We start from the raw sequence: 15,566 nt of genomic DNA on the forward strand, positions 1-15,566 counted from the left end.
TTCCCTAACCTAGCCGCATAGGGAAGTTTGCGGAAGCATGCGGCCTGATTCGCTCATGACATCAGCTCCACCGGGCCGCGGCTCCCCACTGTCATCGGCCGGCGGCCGGCCGTTGTCAGATCTCGACGTCCATCGTCGGAGGGGTCCAGTACCGTCTGGGAACCATGGACGTGCGGCGCGGCGACGCCATCATCGGGCGGGATCACCCCGCGGCTCTGCTGCGCGCCGAGTTGGACCGGGCCGCCACCAGCCACGGCGGCCTCGCCCTGGTCACCGGCGAGCCGGGCATCGGCAAGACGACACTCGTCACGTCGGTGGCCTGGGAGGCCCGGCAGCGCGGCGCGCTGGTCCTCGGTGCCGCCTGCTGGGATTCCGACAGTGCCCCCGGCTACTGGCCGTGGGTGCAGGTGCTGCGCGGTCTGCGGCGCTCCGCCGACGACTGGGCGGTGGCACGGCAGGCCGCCGAGCCTGCCCTCGCGGCCCTGCTCGGTGAGTCCGGCACCAGCAAGGAGCCGGCCGACCGCCTGACCAGTTGGGCCGGCGTCGACAGCGTCCCGGACGTCGGTGACCAGGAGGCGTTCGCCCTGTACGACGGGGTGACCGCCGCACTCGTCGCGGTCTCCCAGCACCGGCCGGTCGTGGTCATCCTCGACGACCTGCACTGGGCCGACCCGGCCTCCCTGCGGCTGCTGAGCTTCGCCGCCCAGCACACCTGGTTCGAGCGCCTGCTGCTGATCGGCACCTACCGCGACGCCGAGGTCGAGTCGGGTGAGCACCCGCTTCGCCCGCTGCTGATGCCGCTCGTCGCGAAGGCCACCACCATCACCCTCACCGGCCTCTCCCGGGACGAGGTGGCCGCGTTGATGACCCGCACCGCCGGGCGGAAACCGGCCGCCGGCCTCGTCGACGAGGTGCACCGGCGGACCGGCGGCAACCCTTTCTTCATCGAGCAGACGGCTCGACTGTGGCATGCCGACGAGGCGGCGGACACGATCGCGCCCGGCGTACGGGAGGCGGTGCGGCGTCGCCTGGCCCAACTGCCCCCGGCCGTGGTCGAGGCGCTCACCGTCGCCGCCGTGCTGGGCCGCGAGTTCCACCGCCAGGTCCTCGCGGCGTGCGTGACCGCCCCCGTGGCGCAGGTCGACAGGCTGCTCGACCGTGCGCTGACGGCCCGGTTGGCGGTCTCCCGGGGCGGCGGCCGGTTCGCCTTCGCCCACGACCTGGTCCGCGAGACGCTCTACGACGGTCTGACCGACGACGATCGGCAGGCCCGCCACGGCACGGTGGTCCGGGCGGTCGACGACCTGCGGGAGCTCACCGACCTGCTGATCCCGGCCGACCTCGCCCGGCACGCCTACCTCGCCGGCCCGGCGCTCGACCGCGCCCGGGTGGCCACGCTGCTGGTCGCCGCCGGCCGGGACGCGTTCGCCCGGCTCGCCACCGACGAGGCAGCGGTGCACTACCGCCGAGCGCTGGAGATCGTCGAGGACCGTAGCCAACGGGTGCGGATCCTCGTCGAGTTCGGTGAGGCGCAATATCACCACGCCGACCGGGAAGAGGCCGAGCGCCTGCTCTCCGAGGCCGGGACACTGGCCCGCACCCTCGACGACCCGGCCCTGCTGGCCCGGGTCGCGCTCATCGTCAACCGCGCCCGCCAGGTGGTGACCGCCGACTCCGTCGAGGCGGCGGAGTTGGTCCGCGAGGCGTACCGGCGGCTGATCGGCGAACCGGATCCGGACGCGCCGGTCGGCGCGCTGATCGCCGACCTGATCACCGCCACCGAGTCGATCGCCCGTCGAGGGCGCGACGACGAGGCCCTCACCTTCAGCCTCTGGGCCCGCCACGACTCCACCTGGGGGCTGGGCACCGCGGCGGCCCGTGCCGTGCTGACCGCCGAGATCCGCGACGTGGCCCGCCGGACGGGAGACCGCGAGACCGAGCTGTGGGCCACCTCGCTGCGCTGGGTGGCGCTGCTGGAGTTGGGCGACCCCCGCTTCAACGACGAGTTCACCACCTTCATCAGCGCCGACCGGCGGGGCGACCTCGCTCGGCACGACATGGCGGCAACCGTCGACAGCGCGATCATCGCGGCTTTCCGAGGAGACTTCGCCGAGGCCGACAAGAGCTTCGCCGACATCACCGACCTGAGCCACGCCGAGTTCGGCTTCATGGGCCATCACCTGCGCTGGTCCCGGCTGTTGTTGCAGGGCCGGCACGCCGAGGCCGACACCCTGCTGGACGGCTTGGCCCCGCTCGACTACCCCTACCGCGAGTTGCTGCGGGCGATCACCGCGGCGGAGCGTGGCGACGACGAGACGACGGTCCGGCTGACCGCCGGCATCGAGGCCACCACCATCCGGTACCCGCGCCCCGTGTCGCCGCTCTGGCTGCGGTTGCAGGCGCAGGCCGCCGCGGCGTCCGGCGACCCGCGGCGCTGCGAGGCCGCGCGGGCCGCGCTCGCCCCGCACCGCGGCGAGTGGACCGTGGGGCTGTTCGGCTGCGACATCAGCGGCCCCGTCGACCACTGGCTGGCGCTCGTCGACGCCGCCCAACAGCGCTGGGACGACGCCATCGCCGGCTTCACGGCCGCGTGTGACTCCGCCGACCGGTTGGGCTCCCGCCCCTGGTCGCTCATCGCCCGCGCCGGCCTCGTGAACGCCCTCGCCGCGCGGGGACACCCGGCCGACGCCGCGACACTTGCCGCACTACGGGCCACCACCGCCCGGGAGGCAACCGCTCTCGGCATGACGCAGGTGCTCGACCGGCTCGGCGCGACCGTCGATCCGGCCGCACCCACCACCGCCACCGCACGCCAGGCCGTCACGCCGGGACCGGCTGTCGGCCCGACCATGGCCGCCGGGCCAGGTCAGCTCTCCGGGCCAGGCCAACTCAACGGGCTCGGCCAACTTGCCGCGCCGGGTCAGAGCGGCGGGCCGGCCAATGCCGGGCCAGGCCAGGCTTCCGCGTCCGGTCAGGCCGCGGCGGACGAGCCAGCCGGCGGGGGGTACGAGTTTCGGCGCGACGGTCCGGTCTGGCAACTCGGGTACGCCGGGTCGGTGGTGCACCTGCCCGACGCCAAGGGCCTGCGCGACCTGCACCTGCTGCTGAGCCGGCCGGGCACCGACGTGCCGGCGGTGGAGTTGCTCGACCCGGCCGCCGGTCCGGAGTTGATCGCCGCCCGCCGGATGGGTGCCGATCCCGTCCTCGACGACGAGGCGAAGGCCCGTTACCGGCAACACCTGGCACGTCTCGACGAGGAGATCGACCGGGCCGCCGCACGCGACGACGACCGCAAGGTGGCCGCGCTGGACAACGAACGGGGTGCGTTGCTCGACGAGCTGCGGGTGGCAGCGGGGCTGGCCGGCCGGAGCCGCCGGCTGGGCGACGAGGCCGAGCGGGCTCGCAAGACGGTGACCGCGCGGATCCGGGACACGCTGCGCAAGCTCGACGACCGCCACCCGGCGCTCGCCAGTCACCTGCGCGAATCCGTCTCCACCGGCAACGCGTGCCGCTACCTGCCCCCCGAGCCACTGCCCTGGCGGCTCTGAGATGTCCCCGCCCCACCCCAGGACGGCAAGGGTGGGGTGGGGACAGGGTCAGCGGCGGTTGTACCGGTACATGGTCAGGGTGCCGAAGACGACCAGGAAGCCGGCGCTCCAGGCCAGCAGCCACATGGTGGCCGACGGGTCCGACTCGCCGCTCATCGCCCCGCGGATCGCGGCCACCAGTTGCGTCACCGGGTTGACCTTCACGAACGCCTGGAGCCAGCCGGGCATGGTGCTCGGATCGACGAAGACGTTGCTCAGGAACGTCAGCGGGAACAGCACCATCATGCTGACCCCCATCACCGACTTCTCGCTGCGCAGGATCAGCCCGAAGAACGTCCACACCCAGGAGAACGCGAACGAGAACACCACCAGCAGCCCGATGCCGACGGCCGCGCCGACCACCCCGCCGGCGGGCCGGAAGCCGAGCACCAGCCCCAGGCCCAGGATCACCAGGGCGGCGAGGATGTAGCGCAGCACGTCGCCGAAGATCATGCCGACCAGGGCGGCGGGACGCCAGACGGGCAGCGTCCGGAACCTGTCGAAGATGCCCTTCTCGATGTCGGTGTTGAGGCCGATCCCGGTGTACATGGTGATCATCACGACGCTTGTCACCATGATGCCGGGCAGGAAGAACTGCAGGTACTCGCGCGGGCTGCCGGCGAGGGCACCGCCGAACAGGTACGTGAACATCAGCACCATGATGATCGGGAACGCGGTCACGTCGAAGAGCTGCTCCGGCACGTGCTTGATCTTCAGCATGGCCCGCCAGCCGAAGGTGAGCGACGCGCCGAGCGCGCTCGGTCGAGGCGGTCGGGCACCGGGCGCGAGCACCGTCGCCAGCGCCTCGGCGGAGGGGACGTAGACCGTCGGCGCCCGTTCGGTCGTGGTGGTCGTGGTGTCGCTCATCGGGCTGCCTCCAGCTCGTTGTCGGGCTCGTCGGCCGGCACGGCGGGGTGATCGGTCAGGGCCAGGAAGACCTCGTCCAGGCTCGGCTGGCCGAGGGAGAAGTTGTCCACGACGATGCCGGCACGGGCCAGCTCGCCGAGCGCTCGCGAGGCCTGGGCGCTGGCGTCGAGGTCGGTGCCGGCCTCACCGACGCGGGCGGTCAACGCCACCGGGTCGGCGGCGAGCTGCACCGGCACGCCGAGCGCCTCCCGGAGCACCCTCTCCGCCTCGGGCCGCTGGCCGGGATCGCGCAGTCGCAGGTGGACGGTGCCGGAGCCGACCGACGACTTCAGCTCACCCGGTGTGCCCTCGGCGATCACCCGGCCGTGGTCGACGACCGCGATCCGCCCGGCGAGCTGGTCGGCCTCGTCGAGGTACTGGGTGGTCAGCAGCACCGTCGTGCCGTGCGACACCACCGCCCGGACGATCTCCCACACCTGGTTGCGACTGCGCGGGTCGAGGCCCGTCGTCGGCTCGTCGAGGAACAGCAGATCGGGGGTGTTGAGGATGCTGGCGGCGATGTCGATGCGCCGCCGCATCCCACCCGAGTACTTCTTCACCTGGCGGTCACTCGCCTCGGTCAGACCGAACGCGGCGAGCAGTGCCGCCGCGCGCTCCCGGGCGGCCGGCTTGCGCAGGCCGAGCAGGCGGGCGAGGAGCACCAGGTTCTCCGTACCGGTCAGGTCCTCGTCGACGGAGGCGTACTGGCCGGTGAGGCTGACCCGGGACCGGACCTTGTCGGCCTCGGTGACCACGTCGTGCCCGAACACCCGGGCCGAGCCCCCGTCCGGGCGCAGCAACGTCGCGAGCACCCGGACTGCTGTGGTCTTGCCCGCCCCGTTCGGACCGAGCAGGCCGTAGACGGTGCCGGCGGGCACCTGAAGGTCCATGCCGGCCAGGGCCTTGGTGTCCCCGAACGAGCGGGTCAGTCCCTCGGCCTCGATGGCCAGGCCGGTGGTGCGTCTACTCATGATTCGTACCTTTCGAGGTGTACGGGTTGGCCTGCCACCCGTAAGGCGCGAGACGGAGGTCGGCCGCCCGCTAGATCAGATCTAGCGGGCGGCGTTTCGGGGTGGAATGTCGGCGCGGATCGGCTTGACTGGGGTCGACGGACAGGGGAATGGGATGGCTCAGGTACGCATCGACCCGTGGCGCGAGGAGGACCTCGACCTGCTGCGGCAGCTCAACACCCCGGAGACGCGCAAGCACACCGGCGGCCCGGAGACCGACGAGCAGGTGCTCGCCCGGCACGAGCGATACGTGCACTTCGCCGACGACGGCCAGGGTTGCATGTTCGTCATGGTCCTGCCAGACGGCGCGCGGGTGGGCAGCGTCGCCTACTGGTCCCGGCAGTGGCGGGAGCAGCAGGTCTACGAGATGGGCTGGGCGGTGCTGCCCGCGTACCGGGGGCAGGGGCTGGCCACCGCCGCGGTGCGCGCGGTGGTCGACGTGGCCCGCGCCCGGCGGACCCACCGCCACGCCCACGCCTACCCGTCGGTCGACAACGCGGCCTCGAACGCGGTCTGCCGCAAGGCCGGGTTCACGCTGCTCGGTGAGACCGGCTTCGAATACCCGCCGGGGCACCTGATGCGTGCCAACGACTGGCAGCTCGACCTGACCGCCCCACCGACCGGGAGTTGAGGTCGGCGGGGCGGTCGGTGGCAGGTCACCAGGTGGTGTCGAGGCGGTGTCGTTGCTCGGCGGTCAGCTCCAGGTCGACCGCCGCCAGGCTCTCCTCCAGTTGGGCCACCGAGGAGGCGCCCACCAGCGGGATGGACGGCAGGTCGCCGCCCAGCAACCAGGCGAGCACCACCTGGTTGACGGTCGCGCCGCTCTGCCCGGCCACGTCCCGCAGCGCGGCCAGCCGCCGGGGCGTACTCGGCAGGTCGTACGCCGAGCCGAGCGGCTTGTCGGCCCGGGTGAACGCCCCCTTGAGCAGCGGCGAGTATGCCACCAGGGTCAGCTCGGGCTCGGCACGCAGGTAGCTGAGCAGGTCACCGCCGACGCCGCCCGGCTCGCCGTCCGGGTCCAGTTCGCTGATCAGGTCGGTGCGGGTCGGCAGGTAGCTGCGGTGGTACTGGAGCACCTCGTACCCGGGCAGGCCGGCGGCGGCGGCCAACGCGCGGGCCCGCTCCACCCGCCAGGCCCGGTGGTTGCTGGCGCCCAGCAGACCCACCGTGCCCTCGGCGACCAGCTCGGCGAAGCCCTCCACAGTTTCCTGGAGCGGCACGGTCCGGTCCTCGATGTGCGCGTAGAGCAGGTCCAGCCGCTCCACCCCGAGCCGTTCCCGGCTGCGCTCCGCCGACTCGCGGATCACCTTCGCCGACAGGCCCTCGGCGTTGTCCAGATAGCTGGTCCCCGGGGCCAGCGGTCGGGCACCCAGCTTGGTGGCGATGACGATCTCGGCGCCGACGCCCCGGCTGCGCCGCCACCGGCCGAGCAGCGCCTCACTCTGCCCGCCCTGCCCGCCGTCCACCCAGAACGCGTAGTTGTCCGACGTGTCGATGAACGTGCCGCCGGCCTCGACGTACCGGTCGAGGATCGCGTACGAGGTGACCTCGTCGGTGGCGCTGCCGAACAGCATGGCCCCGAGGCTGAGCACGCTGACCTCGCGCCGGGTCGCCGGGTCGGTGCCGATCGTGCGGTACCGCATGGGGATCTCCTTCCGTGCGCCCTGCCGGTGGGCGCCTGCGGATCACCCTGACGGCTGGAGTGCGCTCCAGGTCAAGCGCTCGGTCACCAGGGCAGTACGCCGTAGCCACCGCCGGTGTCCATCTGGAAGCCCCAGAACAGCCCGCTCGGGCCGTCGGCCGGCAGCGTCGCCAGGTGCACGCTCACCTCGGCGCCCTGTTCGGCACTGCGGAAGCCGTTGTTGCCGTTCAGGTCGGTGGCGCAGTAGCCCGGGTTGGCCGCGTTCACCTTGATCGGGGTGTCCCGCAGCTCCTTGGCGTACATGGCGGTGAGCATGTTCAGCGCCGCCTTCGACGACGGGTACGGCAGGGAGGTCAACGCGAACAGCGCGCTCGCCGGGTCGGTCATCGCCGCGATCGAGCCGACATCGCTGGAGACGTTGACGATGCGGGCCGCGGTTGCCCGGCGCAGCAGTGGCAGCAGCGCATTGGTCACCGTCGCCACCCCGAACACGTTCGTCTCGTACACCCCGCGCAGCGTCGCCACCGTCGTCTCGGTGGGCAGCCCTCGCTCTCCGTCGACGAGGATGATGCCGGCGTTGTTGACGAGCACGTCCAGCCGGCCGTACTCCGTCTCCACCAGCTTCGCGGCTGCCGCCACCGACTCGGCGTCGGTGACGTCCAGCGGCACGAACCGCGCGTCCGCGCCGCCGTCGCGCAGCTTCCGTTCCGCTGTCCGGCCGCGCTCGGCGTCGCGGGCACCGACCAGCACGGTCATCCCGAGGGCGCCGAGCTGCCGGGCGGTGGCGAAGCCGATCCCCTTGTTGGCCCCGGTGATCAGGGCGATCATGTTCGTCATGCCGTCGAGCCTGTCTGCGCCGGCGGCCCCGGGGGAGAGACGGGCCGAGCCTGGGACCGGCGGTACCACCCTCGCGAGCCCGGCCCGGGGCATGCTGGAGGCATGACGAGCGGCGGTCTGCGGCGGGACGAACTGGCGGCGTTCCTGCGCACCCGCCGCGCCCGGCTGCGCCCCGCCGAGGTCGGCCTTCCCGACGGGGTACGGAGACGCACCCCCGGCCTGCGCCGACAGGAGGTGGCCCAGCTCGCCGGGATGTCGATCGACTACTACATCCGGCTGGAGCAGGGCCGGGGGCCGCACCCGTCCCGGCAGGTGCTCGCCGCGATGGCCCGGGCGCTGCTGCTGAGCCGGGACGAACGGGAGTACCTGTTCCGGATCGCCGGGGAAAATCCGCCACCGGTCGGCGGGCCGAGCCGGGAGGTTCCGCCCGGGATGCGGCACCTGCTCGACGCGATGACCGAAACCCCGGCGTACCTCGTCGACGCCGCGTACCACGTGCTGGTCTGGAACCGGCTTGCCACGTACTTCGTGGGGGATCTCGCGGCCGTGCCCGACGCGGACCGCAACATGATCCGGTGGACGTTCCGGCAGCCGGCGACCGGCGCGCACTGGGCCGATGCCGAGGTGCTCCGCTTCGTGCGCAGCACGGTGGCTGACCTGCGGGCCGCCTACGGGCGCTACCCGGCCGATCCGGCGATCCGCGAGCTGGTCACCGAGCTGCTCGGCACCTCGCCCCGATTCGCCCGGCTCTGGGCCGAGCACGACGTCGCGGAACGCCGCCCGGTCGTCAAGCGGGTGCCGCACCCCGACCTGGGGCCGTTGGAGTTCGAGTGCCGTGTCCTGCTGGTGCCGGAGACCGACCAGCGGATGATCGTCTATGTTGCCGAGCCCGGATCGCCGACCCACGCGGTGTTCCGCCGGATCGCCGAGCGCGTCGGCTCCTGAAACCCCACGGGCGAGCGTGATGCCGCTCGGTCATCTTGATGACTGAGCGGCATCACCATCATTCGAGCGTCAGTTGGGCAGGTAGGCGAAGGTGTCCGGGTTCGGGCCGGTCCGCCCGGCCTCGCCCTTGTCCAGGTTGGTGATCCGCTCCATCGTCGCGTCGTCCAGCTCGAAGTCGAAGATCCGGGTGTTCTCCTCGATCCGCTTCGGGGTGGTCGACTTCGGGAAGATGATGTCGCCGCGCTGCACGTGCCAGCGGAGCACCACCTGCGCCGGAGTGCGGCCGAGCTGCCCGGCGATGTCGACCACCGTCGGGTCGTCGAGCACCTTGCCCTGCGCGATCGGCGACCACGCCTCGGTGAGGATGTTGTGCTCGCGGCCGTAGGCGCGGACCTCGTCATTGGTGAAGTACGGGTGCGCCTCGATCTGGTTCACGGCCGGCACCACACTGGCCTCGGCGGCCAGTCGCTCCAGGTGCGCCACCTGGAAGTTCGACACGCCGATCGAACGGGCGCGGCCGTCGCGCTGGAACTCCTCCAGCACCTTCCAGGTCGAGACGTAGTCACCGTCGTACAGGGTCGGCAGCGGCCAGTGGATCAGGAACAGGTCGATGTAGTCCATCTTCAGCGCCGCGAGCGTCGAGTCGAACGCCCGACGGGCGTCGTCAGGGCGGTGGAAGGCGTTGTTCAGCTTGCTCGTCACGTAGACCGAACCCCGGTCGAGGCCGGACACGCGGACCGCCTCGCCGACCTCGGCCTCGTTGCCGTACATCTCGGCGGTGTCGATGTGCCGGTAGCCCGTCTCCAGGGCCGTCGTCACCGCCGCGACGGTGTCCTTCGGCTCGATCTGGAACACGCCGAAGCCGAGCTGCGGAATGGTGGTGCCGTCGTTCAGGCTGATGTCGGGAATGGTGTTGGCCATTGCGGCTCCTTCGCGTCGTCTTCGTTGCCTGTCATCCATACCCGAGCGAAAGATGATTCACCGGCCAATCCGGCGTGACGAGTGCAACGCACGATCTGTTCACCCGGTCGTGTCGAAGATCACCGGCCAGGGCCGGGCCGCCGGCACCGACGCCGGCGCGGGCGCGACGGGCTCGGCGTCGGCCAGCACCTCGGCGGCGAGCTGCCCGAACATCGGCGCCGCCGGGTGCGCCGACCGGTCCGGCCACGCCGCCGAGGTGCGCCGGACCAGCGACGCGCCGGTGATCGGCCGCCAGGCGATCCGGGGTTCCCGACGCGCCACCGTCGCCGGTTCCACGGCCACCGCGCCGCCGGCGAGCACCAGCCCGAAGAGGAACTCCGGGTTGCGGGCCGGCCGGACCCGGGCTGGTCGCCAACCGTGCTGCCGGCACACCGTCAACAGGTGGTCGTGCCACCCGGGCGCGGTCGCCCGGGGCGCGGTCACCAGATCCAGATCGGCCAGCGACGCCAGCGCCACCGCGCGGTCGCGGGCCAGCGGCGACGCGCGTGGCAGCAACACCCCGAGGGGTACGTCCACCGGAGTGCCGAAACGCAGCCCGTCCGCCGTCACCGGGTGGTGCACCAGGCCCACGTCCAGAGTCCGCTCGGTGAGCATCCGAGCCTGCTCGGCGGTGGTCAGCTCGTGCAGCTCCACGTCCAGGCCGGGCGCCCGGGTGGTGAGCCCGTCCAGCAGCGAGCGCAGCGTCACCGCGGGCGTCTCCGGCGGCACCCCGGCCCGGAGTACGCCCAGCTCACCCGCGCGGACCTGCCCCATCAGGCTGCGCAGCCGACCCGCACCCGCGAGCAACTCCTCCGCCTCGCCGAGGAGCAGCTCACCGGCCGTCGTGAGGCGTACCTGGCGGCGGGACCTGTCGAACAACTCGACGGTCAGCTCCCGTTCCAGGCGCTGGATCGACTGGCTGAGCGGCGGCTGGGCCATCCCGAGCAGCTCGGCGGCCCGCCCGAAGTGCAACTCGTGGGCCACCACCACGAAGTGCCGCAGGTGCCGGAGCAGATCCACGGCCGGACCCTACGCCAGCGCCGGCCCGCTGCCGCTGGATACCGTGCTGGCGTGGACGTCAGCGAGCGCATCGAGGCCATCTTCGCCGCCGTGGGGGTGACGGCCAGCCTGCACGCCGTCGACCTGGACGCCGCGGACCTGACCGTCGACGTCGACGGTGTCGGCCGTGGCGGCGTTGCCGTCGGTGGCGGTCCGGAGGTCGGGGTGCGGGCCGACGAGCAGGTGGTGATCGCCTCGATCTTCAAGATCCTGCTGGTCCTGGAGTTCGCCCGGCAGGTCGAGGCCGGTCAACTGGACCCCACCGAACGGGTCCTGGTCACCGCCGCCGACCGGCTCGGCGGGTGGGGCCTGGCCGGTTGCGCCGACGACGCCGAGGTGTCGCTGCGCGACCTCGCGTACTTCGCCATGTCGGTCACCGACAACACGGCCGCCGACCTGCTGCTGCGCCGGGTCGGCCCGGATCTGCTGCCGATGCTCGCCGCCGAGCTGGGGTTGACCCGCACCCGTGTCCTCGGCGGTCCCCGGGACCTGGTCGAGACGATGCTCACCGACGTGGGCGCGCGGACCGAGGCGGAGTTCGCCCGGATCTTCCCCACGTTGCCGGCGGACCGGGTCCGGGCCATGCGGGTCTTCGACCCCGCCCACACCACCTCCAGCACGGCCCGGGAGATCACCCGGTTGCTCACGTTGATCTGGCGCGACGAGGCCGGCCCGGCGGCGGCGTGCGCGATGGTCCGCGCCTGGATGGCCCGGCAGATCTTCTGGACCCGGCTGGCTGCCGGGTTTCCGCCCGGCGTCCGGGTCTCCGGCAAGACCGGCACCCTGCCCGGCCTGCACCTGGAGGCCGGCGTCGCCGAATACCCCGACGGCGGCCGGTACGCGATTGCCGTCTTCGCCCGCGCGGACCGGTTGGCCTCGCGCCGCATCGACGTGGACCTGGCGATGGGGGAGGCCGCCCGTGCGGCCGTCGAGGCGCTGCGCGGCGACTGATTTCGCACCCGCCGCAGCCTCGGTGGTCCGCCCCTGAGCTGGCCCGATATGCGGAGGCGTATGGGAGCCGACCGCCTTCGATCTTGGACCGGGACCCGGTGGCGCTGGTTGGCTCGTGGTCGACAAACAGCCCGACCACGGGGAGCAGATTCGCATGCCCAGTCTCGACCGCCGTCGCTTCCTGCGCGACGCCGCCGCCACCACCGCACTCGTCTCCGCCGGGGGCCTAGCCGCCGGCTCCGCCACCCCGGCGCAGGCCGCCACCCCGGTCGCCGCACCCACCCCGGCTGCCCGCCGCAAGGGCGCGGTCAGCTTCCGCTGGTGGGGTACGGCCGGCTGGCGCGTCGACATCGCCGACCGCACGGTCCTCGTCGACCCGTTCCTCAGCCGGATCGACACCGGGCTGTTCACCGGCGCGTTCCAGACGGCCACCCCGTTGACCGTGCGCGCCGACGTGATCGATCCGCGCGTCGACAGGGCCATGACGGTGCTTGTCACGCACACGCACTGGGACCACTTCATGGACGTGCCCCACATCGCCAAGCGCACCGGCGCACGGGTGTTCGGCACGCTCACCGCGTACCACCTGGGGTTGGCCTACGGGTTGCCGGCGACGCAGCTCAGCGCCGTGAAGGGTGGGGAGGTGCTGGACTTCGGGGACCACAGCGTCGAGGTGGTCGGCTCGCTGCACAGCCGCAACCCGTCGTACTCGGTGGCCTTTCCCGGGGTGCGGGTGACCCAGCCGCCGCAGCCGGCGACCATCGCGGACCTGCCGGAGGGCGACACGCTCGGCTACCTGCTGCGGGTCGACGGCGGCCCGTCGGTCTACTTCACCGGGGCCAGCGACGTCGCCGAGCGCAACCTCACCGGCCTGTCGCCCGACGTGGCGATGGTGGCCATGCAGAGCGCCACCACCACCGGCGACTACCTGCCCCGGCTGCTGGCCGGCCTCGACTACCCGAAGGTCATCGTGCCGGTGCACTACGACAACTTCGAGACGCCGTTGGAGAACCCGCCGACGGTCGCCGACACCGACCGCGCCCGGTTGACCGACATGATCGCGGCGGTGCGCCGGATCTCGCCGCGCAGCCGGGTGCTGGTGCCCGAGTACGAGACCGCGTACCACTTCTGACCGGGTCCGGGCGGGCGCCCGCGCCCGCCCGGTCAGCCGGCGGCCAGCTCCGCCAGGGCGCGCACCGACTTCCAGTTCCGGGTGGTGGCCACCACGCCGAGCTTCTTCTCCAGGTACGCGTTGGTGAACTTCGACCGCCCGTAACCGCCGTCGACGAAGTGCAGGAAGACCTCGCGGCCGGCCACCGTGAACGACACGTTCTCCCCACCGGGCACGACCAGAGCGTCCACCGTGGACGTCGCCGGGGCGGTCGCGAGGAAGGCCACCAGCAGCCGGGTCGGGTCGTCCTCCCGATCGGCGTACGGGTTGCCGGCGACCACCGCTGCCAACTCCCGGCCGCTGCGTACCAGCACCGGCACGGTCAACGCCAGCTCGTCGGTGAGCGCCCGCTCGATTCCGGCGGCCAGCTTCCCCGCGTCACGTACGGCGCTGCCGAAGGCCACATTGCCGCTCTGCAGGTACGTCTTGACGTCCTCGTGGCCGAGGTCGGTGACGATCCGGCGCAGGTCGGCCATCGCCAACCGGGTGGTGCCGACGTTGACCCCGCGCAACAGGGCGACGTACCGGGTCATGGCTCTCCTCCTCGGGTGCGGGTCGACTGGCTCAGCGTAGGCCGCTCGGCCCCACCAGACCCGTTTCGTAGGCCACGATGACCAGTTGCGCCCGGTCGCGCACCCCCAGCTTGGTCAACAACCGCCCGACGTGCGTCTTGACCGTGGCCGGGCTGAGGTTGAGCCGCGTGGCCAACTCCGCGTTGGACAGACCACGGGCGATCAACGTGAGCACCTCCCGTTCCCGCTCGGTCACCCCGTCCAGCTGGCGCGGCAACGGCCGGGTCGGCTCCGCCCGCCGGGCGAACTCGTCGATCAGCCGGCGGGTCACCGTCGGCGCGAGCAGCCCCTCACCGGCGGCGACCACCCGGATCCCGGCCAGCAGATCCGCCGGTGGGGTGTCCTTCAGCAGGAACCCGCTGGCGCCGGCGCGCAGCGCGCCGTAGACGTACTCGTCCAGGTCGAACGTGGTCAGGATGATGACCCGGGTGCCGGCCGTCGCCGGGTCGGCGCAGATCCGCCGCGTCGCCTCGATGCCGTCCATCTCCGGCATCCGGACATCCATCAGCACCACGTCCGGACGATGCTGGCCGGTCAGCGCGACCGCCTCCACGCCGGTGCCCGCCTCGCCCACCGTCGTGCAGTCCCCGGCGAGGTCGACGAGCAGCCGGAAACTGCCGCGCAGCAGCGCCTGGTCGTCGGCGATCAGCACCCGGATCACGCGGCCACCCGGTAGGGCAGGCTGGCCGTCACCGCGAAACCGCCCTCGGAGCGTGGACCGGCCCGGAACTCCCCACCGTGCAACGCCACCCGCTCCCGCATGCCGATCAATCCGTGACCCTCGCCGCCGAGCAGGACCGGCCGGCGGCCGTCGTCGGTCACCTCCACCCGTACCTCGTCGGGGGTGACGGTCACCAGTGCCCGACAGGCGGCAGGTGCCGCGTGCTTCACCACATTCGTCACCGCCTCCTGCACGATCCGGTACACCGCGAGGCCCACCGACTCGGGCACCGTACCGTCCGGTTCGTCGCGTCGGACGTCGAGCCGGACGTCGACGCCGCCGATCGCCGCCTGCCGGGCGAGCGCGGGCAGCTCGTCCAGGCCGAACGTCGGCGCGTACGGGGTGTCCTCACGCAGGAGACCGAGCACCCGGCGGACGTCGGTCAGCGCGTTGCGGCCGGTCTCCTCGATCACCCGCAGGGCGGCCCCCGCCTCCCGGGGGTCGGCCTCGGCAACGTGGTTGGCGACGGCCGCCTTCACCACGATGAGGCTCAGCGTGTGCGCGACAACGTCGTGCAGCTCGCGCGCCACCCGCAGTCGTTCCTCCGTTGCGGCCTGATGAACCCGCTGGTCACTCTGCCGGGCGGCGAGGGCGCGCCGCTCGCGAAGCAACCAGCCGATCAACCAGGCGGGCGTGATCATGACGGCCGCGTAGGCGACGCCCCCGGTCCGTGACCACAGGTCACCCGCGGTCAACACCAGGCCGACGCTGACCAGGGCGAGACAACCGGCCGCGCAGAGCACCGACCGACGCGTGGCCGTCGACACGGCCACCGTGTAGAAGGACAGGCCGATGGCGAACGCCGGTGCGGCGGCGGCGAAGTTCGGGATCACCCCGGTGACAAGCGACACGGTGGTGCCGGCGCTGATCACCACGGCGACGGTCATCGGCCACCGGCGTCGGGCGGCCAACGGTAGTCCGAGGGCGAGCCCGACGAGCACGGACACCCAGAGCGGCTCGCGCACGCCACCGTGCAACGGCGACGCCAACGCCGCGTACGGGCAGAGCAGACCACCGACGGACAGGGCGAGCACGGCGTCCACCAGGTACAGGTCCACCGGCCGCAGCCGCCGGGTCAGCAGAAGAGCGGTCACCTGCCAGACGGTATCGGCCGACCGGGTCGGCCGCGTCCACCCGTGGGTGGTCATCACCGAGGACGACCGGCCGGTGTTTCCGGGCCGCCACCTCCACCCGGGGGAGGGCAA

Annotated in this window: 14 protein-coding genes; 5 read left to right on the forward strand and 9 right to left on the reverse strand. The window is 72.5% G+C overall.

The window, feature by feature from the left end; all coding sequences use genetic code 11:
* The first annotated feature begins 164 nt into the window (after positions 1 to 164).
* The gene (locus AB0O48_RS27055) at positions 165 to 3,548 is read left to right on the forward strand and encodes an AAA family ATPase (protein WP_357572448.1); all 3,384 of its coding nucleotides are present in this window, start codon (positions 165 to 167) and stop codon (positions 3,546 to 3,548) included.
* A 48-nt stretch (positions 3,549 to 3,596) separates the two neighbouring features.
* On the opposite strand, the gene AB0O48_RS27060 is transcribed toward AB0O48_RS27055, so the two are convergent.
* Both AB0O48_RS27060 and AB0O48_RS27065 read right to left on the reverse strand, forming a co-directional pair.
* Positions 3,597 to 4,454, reverse strand: a complete 858-nt coding sequence (locus tag AB0O48_RS27060) for an ABC transporter permease (RefSeq protein ID WP_357572449.1) — start codon at positions 4,452 to 4,454, stop codon at positions 3,597 to 3,599.
* On the reverse strand, positions 4,451 to 5,464 hold the full coding sequence (locus AB0O48_RS27065; protein WP_357242234.1) for an ATP-binding cassette domain-containing protein: 1,014 nt from the start codon (positions 5,462 to 5,464) through the stop codon (positions 4,451 to 4,453). Before AB0O48_RS27065 ends, AB0O48_RS27060 begins: the two co-directional genes overlap by 4 nt.
* 154 nt (positions 5,465 to 5,618) lie before the next feature.
* Here AB0O48_RS27065 and AB0O48_RS27070 point away from each other — a divergent pair, with 154 nt between their 5' ends.
* The gene (locus AB0O48_RS27070; RefSeq protein WP_357572450.1) at positions 5,619 to 6,134 is read left to right on the forward strand and encodes a GNAT family N-acetyltransferase; all 516 of its coding nucleotides are present in this window, start codon (positions 5,619 to 5,621) and stop codon (positions 6,132 to 6,134) included.
* A 25-nt stretch (positions 6,135 to 6,159) separates the two neighbouring features.
* On the opposite strand, the gene AB0O48_RS27075 is transcribed toward AB0O48_RS27070, so the two are convergent.
* Positions 6,160 to 7,146, reverse strand: coding sequence for an aldo/keto reductase (locus AB0O48_RS27075; RefSeq protein WP_357572451.1), 987 nt, complete (start codon positions 7,144 to 7,146; stop codon positions 6,160 to 6,162).
* An 83-nt stretch (positions 7,147 to 7,229) separates the two neighbouring features.
* Positions 7,230 to 7,982, reverse strand: a complete 753-nt coding sequence (locus AB0O48_RS27080) for an SDR family oxidoreductase (protein ID WP_357572452.1) — start codon at positions 7,980 to 7,982, stop codon at positions 7,230 to 7,232.
* Positions 7,983 to 8,084: 102 nt separating this feature from the next.
* Here AB0O48_RS27080 and AB0O48_RS27085 point away from each other — a divergent pair, with 102 nt between their 5' ends.
* A complete protein-coding gene (locus tag AB0O48_RS27085) occupies positions 8,085 to 8,927 on the forward strand; it encodes a helix-turn-helix transcriptional regulator (protein ID WP_357242245.1) in 843 nt (280 codons plus the stop codon).
* Between the two features lie 69 nt (positions 8,928 to 8,996).
* Here the strand turns inward: AB0O48_RS27085 and AB0O48_RS27090 are convergent, their stop codons facing one another.
* Both AB0O48_RS27090 and AB0O48_RS27095 read right to left on the reverse strand, forming a co-directional pair.
* Entirely contained in the window at positions 8,997 to 9,848 is an 852-nt protein-coding gene (locus tag AB0O48_RS27090; protein WP_357242248.1) for an aldo/keto reductase, read from the reverse strand.
* Positions 9,849 to 9,947: 99 nt separating this feature from the next.
* On the reverse strand, positions 9,948 to 10,907 hold the full coding sequence (locus AB0O48_RS27095) for a LysR family transcriptional regulator (protein ID WP_357242251.1): 960 nt from the start codon (positions 10,905 to 10,907) through the stop codon (positions 9,948 to 9,950).
* A 51-nt stretch (positions 10,908 to 10,958) separates the two neighbouring features.
* Between AB0O48_RS27095 and AB0O48_RS27100 the strand changes: the two genes are divergently transcribed.
* Positions 10,959 to 11,897 (forward strand): serine hydrolase, encoded by a 939-nt coding sequence (locus AB0O48_RS27100; RefSeq protein ID WP_357242254.1) that lies wholly within the window; start codon positions 10,959 to 10,961, stop codon positions 11,895 to 11,897.
* 154 nt (positions 11,898 to 12,051) lie between these two features.
* Positions 12,052 to 13,029 carry an MBL fold metallo-hydrolase gene (locus AB0O48_RS27105; protein ID WP_357572453.1) on the forward strand — a complete coding sequence of 326 codons (978 nt, stop codon included), beginning with the start codon at positions 12,052 to 12,054 and terminating at the stop codon, positions 13,027 to 13,029.
* A gap of 32 nt (positions 13,030 to 13,061) precedes the next feature.
* On the opposite strand, the gene AB0O48_RS27110 is transcribed toward AB0O48_RS27105, so the two are convergent.
* The 3 genes from AB0O48_RS27110 to AB0O48_RS27120 are packed head-to-tail and all read right to left on the reverse strand — an operon-like array spanning position 13,062 to position 15,455.
* A complete protein-coding gene (locus tag AB0O48_RS27110) occupies positions 13,062 to 13,601 on the reverse strand; it encodes a DUF1697 domain-containing protein (RefSeq protein ID WP_357242260.1) in 540 nt (179 codons plus the stop codon).
* Between the two features lie 31 nt (positions 13,602 to 13,632).
* Positions 13,633 to 14,301 carry a response regulator transcription factor gene (locus AB0O48_RS27115; RefSeq protein WP_357242263.1) on the reverse strand — a complete coding sequence of 223 codons (669 nt, stop codon included), beginning with the start codon at positions 14,299 to 14,301 and terminating at the stop codon, positions 13,633 to 13,635.
* Positions 14,298 to 15,455: a sensor histidine kinase gene (locus AB0O48_RS27120; RefSeq protein ID WP_357242266.1), complete on the reverse strand. Its 1,158-nt coding sequence runs from the start codon at positions 15,453 to 15,455 to the stop codon at positions 14,298 to 14,300. The genes AB0O48_RS27115 and AB0O48_RS27120 overlap by 4 nt, the downstream gene beginning before the upstream one ends.
* Positions 15,456 to 15,566 lie beyond the last annotated feature (111 nt).

Origin of the sequence: Micromonospora sp. NPDC085948, from assembly GCF_040686315.1 — a bacterium.
GTDB lineage: Bacteria > Actinomycetota > Actinomycetes > Mycobacteriales > Micromonosporaceae > Micromonospora.